The following is a 3,675-nucleotide window of genomic DNA, read 5'->3' as shown; positions in this document are numbered from 1 at the left end:
AGACGCCGGGCCGGGCCGGCGCGCAGATGCGGCTGACCCCGCTGGGGCGCAAGCTGGCGCAGCTCCCCCTCGACCCGCGGCTGGCCCGCATGGTGCTGGCGGCCGGCGACAACGGGTGCGTCCGCGAGGTCATGGTCATCGCCGCCGCGCTGTCCATCCAGGATCCGCGGGAACGTCCCGTCGACGCGCAGCAGGCCGCCGCGGAGAAACACGGCCGCTTCACCGACCCGCAGTCCGACTTCCTCGCCTACCTCAACATGTGGGAGTACCTGCGGGAACAGCAGGAGCAGCTGTCGGGCAACCAGTTCCGCAGGCTGTGCCGGGCCGACTTCCTGAACTACCTGCGGGTACGGGAGTGGCAGGACGTCCACGGCCAGCTGCGCCAGGTCGTGAGAAGTCTCGGAATACCCGTCGGCGGCACCCCAGCCGACCCGCGGAACATCCACCTGGCGCTGCTCGCCGGCCTGCTGTCCCACATCGGCGTCAGGGACGCCGACAAACAGGAGTACCAGGGGGCGCGGGGCTCCCGGTTCGCGGTCTTCCCGGGCTCCGCGCTCTTCCGGAAGCCGCCGCGCTGGCTGGTGGCCGCCGAGCTCGTCGAGACGTCCCGGCTGTGGGCGCGGACCGTCGCGCGCATCGAGCCGGAATGGGCCGAGGCACTCGCGCCGCACCTGGTGAAACGCACCTACAGCGAACCGCACTGGGAGAAGAAGCAGGCCGCCGTGGTCGCCTTCGAGAAGGTGGCCCTGTACGGGCTGCCGCTGGTGGCCTCCCGCCGGGTGAACTACTCCGCGGTCGACCCCGCCCTGTGCCGGGACCTGTTCATCCGCCACGCCCTGGTGGAGGGCGACTGGCAGACGCACCACGCGTTCTTCCACGACAACCGCAGGCTGCTCGACGACGCCGAGGAGCTTGAGCACCGGGCCCGCCGGCGCGACATCGTCGTCGACGACGACACCCTGTTCGACTTCTACGACCAGCGGATCCCCGCCGACGTCGTCTCCGGCCGCCATTTCGACAGCTGGTGGAAGAAGGCCCGCCGCTCCCAGCCGGACCTGCTGGCGTTCTCCGCGCCCATGCTCGTCAGGGCCGGCGCGGACGGCGTCGACGAACGCGACTACCCCGACGCCTGGCGGCACGGGGAGCTGACGCTGGCGCTGTCCTACCAGTTCGCGCCCGGCACGGACGCCGACGGGGTGACCGTGCGCATCCCGCTGCCGCTGCTCAACCAGGTCAGCTCCGACGGCTTCGACTGGCAGGTGCCGGGCCTGCGGGCGGAGCTGGTGACCGCGCTGATCCGCTCGCTGCCCAAGCAGATCCGGCGCGGCTTCGTGCCGGCGCCCGACTACGCCGCGCGGGTGCTCGCGGCGGTGGCCCCGGCGGACGGGCCGCTGCTCGCCGTGCTGGAACGCGAGCTCGAGCGTCTCACCGGGGTGGCGGTGCCGCGGGAGTCCTGGCAGCTCGACCGGGTGCCCGACCATCTCAGGATCACGTTCCGGGTGGTGGACGAGGAGCAGCACACCCTCGCCGAGGGCAAGGACCTGGCCGCGCTCGTCGACCAGCTGGCGCCGACGATGCGCGCGGCGGTCCGCACCGTGGCCGACGGCGTCGAGCGCGACGGCCTGCGCGGCTGGGACTTCGACGCGCTCCCGCAGCTCGTGGAGCGGCAGCGCCCCGGCCCCGGCCGGCCGGCGCGGGCGTATCCCGCACTGGTCGACCAGGGGAGCAGCGTGGCGATCCGCGTGTTCGCCACCGAGACCGAGGCGCGCCAGGCCATGTGGCCGGGCTGCCGGCGCCTGCTGCTGCTGAACATGCCGTCCCCGGTCAAGCAGATCAACGCGCGGCTGAGCAACACGGCTAAACTGACGCTGAGTCACCATCCGTACCGCGGCGTCGTCGAGCTGCTCGACGACTGCGTCGCCTGCGCCGCCGACAAGCTGATCGCGGCCGCCGGCGGGCCGGTGTGGGACGCCGACGGGTTCACCAAGCTGCGGGGCATCGTCCAGGCCGACCTGGACGAGACCGCGTTCGACGTGGTGACGAAGGTGGAACGCGTCCTCGCCACGGCGCACACCGTCACCGGGCAGCTGGCCGACTGGCAGGCCCGCACGCAGCCGCAGCCGCAGGCGCAGTCGGCACGGTCGCGGGAGCCCGCCCGGCGGGCGGGGACGAGCGCCGGCCCCGCCGCGCTGGCACCGGCGCTGGACGACATCCGCTCCCAGCTCTCGGGGCTGGTCTATCCGGGTTTCGTCAGCGCCACCGGCTGGCAGCGGCTGCCCGACGTCGCCCGCTACCTGGCCGCGATCGAACGGCGGCTGGAGAAGCTCCCGTCCGACCCGGACCGCGACCGGCAGCGCATGCTGCAGGTCGAGCAGGTGACGCTGGAACACCGGCGGCTGCTCGACCGGACGCCGCCGGACAGCCCGCACCGCGAGGAGCTCCAGCGGATTCGCTGGATGATCGAGGAACTGCGGGTCGGCCTGTTCGCCCAGACCCTGCGCACCGCCTACCCGGTATCGGTGGAGCGCATCTTCCGCGCCCTGGACCAGCTGCCCCTCTGACACCCCTCTGACGTGGGAATTACCGGCCCGTCCGACCGGTTGGGTGCAGATGCGGTGGGGGCTGTGTCGCAACGGAGAGCCAATCTCACGAGGAGCGTGGGGCACGTGTCGCTTCGCCCTTTCGGACGAACCGGAGTCCAGGTCAGTCCGCTGACACTCGGGGCCATGATGTTCGGCGCCTGGGGCAGTCCCGACCATGACGAGAGCATCGCGGTCATTCACCGCGCGCTCGACGCGGGCATCAACGTCATCGACACCGCGGACGTCTACTCACAGGGTGAGTCCGAGGAGATCGTCGGCAAGGCCCTCGCCGGTGGCCGCCGCGACGAGGTGGTGCTCGCGACGAAGTTCCACGGGGTGATGGGCGACCGGCCCAACCAGCGCGGCAACTCCCGGCGGTGGATCGCCCTCGAGGTCGAGAACAGCCTGCGCCGGCTGCGGACCGACTGGATCGACCTCTACCAGGTCCACCGCCCCGAGCCGGGCACCGACTTCGATGAGACCCTCGGCGCCCTCAGCGACCTCGTCCACCAGGGCAAGATCCGCTATATCGGGACGTCGACCTTCGAGCCGTCGGGCATCGTCGAGGGGCAGTGGACCGCCGAGCGCCGCGGGCGCGAGCGCGTCGTGTCCGAGCAGCCGCCCTACTCGATCCTGGCCCGGGGCATCGAGCGGGAGGTCCTGCCGGTCGCGCAGCGCTACGGCCTGGCGGTGATCCCGTGGAGCCCGCTGGCCGGCGGCTGGCTGTCCGGGCGCTACCGCAAGGGCGCCGAACCGCCGGTGTCGCGCCGCAGCGCGCTCGTCCCCGGCCGGTTCGACCTGAGCCGGCCGGCGAACGTCGCCAAGCTCGAGGCGGTCGAGCGGCTGGCCCTGCTGGCCCAGGATGCCGGGCTGTCCCTGATCCACCTGGCCCTCGCCTTCGTCCTGGAGCATCCCGCCGTCACCTCGGCGATCATCGGCCCGCGGACCCTCGAACAGCTCGAGTCCCAGCTCGACGCCGTCAAGGTGACGCTCACACCGGACGTGCTGGACCGTATCGACGAGATCGTCCCGCCGGGTACGACGATCAACCCGGAGGACGCCGGCTACCAGCCGCCGTCCCTGACCAGCCCCG

General features: G+C 72.3%; 2 protein-coding genes. Both read left to right on the top strand.

The genetic code is table 11. The features are described 5' to 3' along the window. Positions 1-2,561 (top strand): ATP-dependent RNA helicase HrpA (gene hrpA / locus AC5LSR_RS18070; RefSeq protein ID WP_493468710.1); only part of this gene is annotated, 2,561 nt, incomplete at its 5' end. Between the two features lie 165 nt (positions 2,562-2,726). After that, positions 2,727-3,675, top strand: a 949-nt coding sequence (locus tag AC5LSR_RS18065) for an aldo/keto reductase (protein ID WP_493468709.1), incomplete at its 3' end; no start/stop codon positions are given.

The sequence above is a fragment of the Protofrankia sp. CiP1_Cm_nod4 genome (assembly GCF_982290645.1).
Note: the sequence above shows the minus strand (reverse complement) of the source record. Positions and strands in the feature narration are given on the sequence as shown.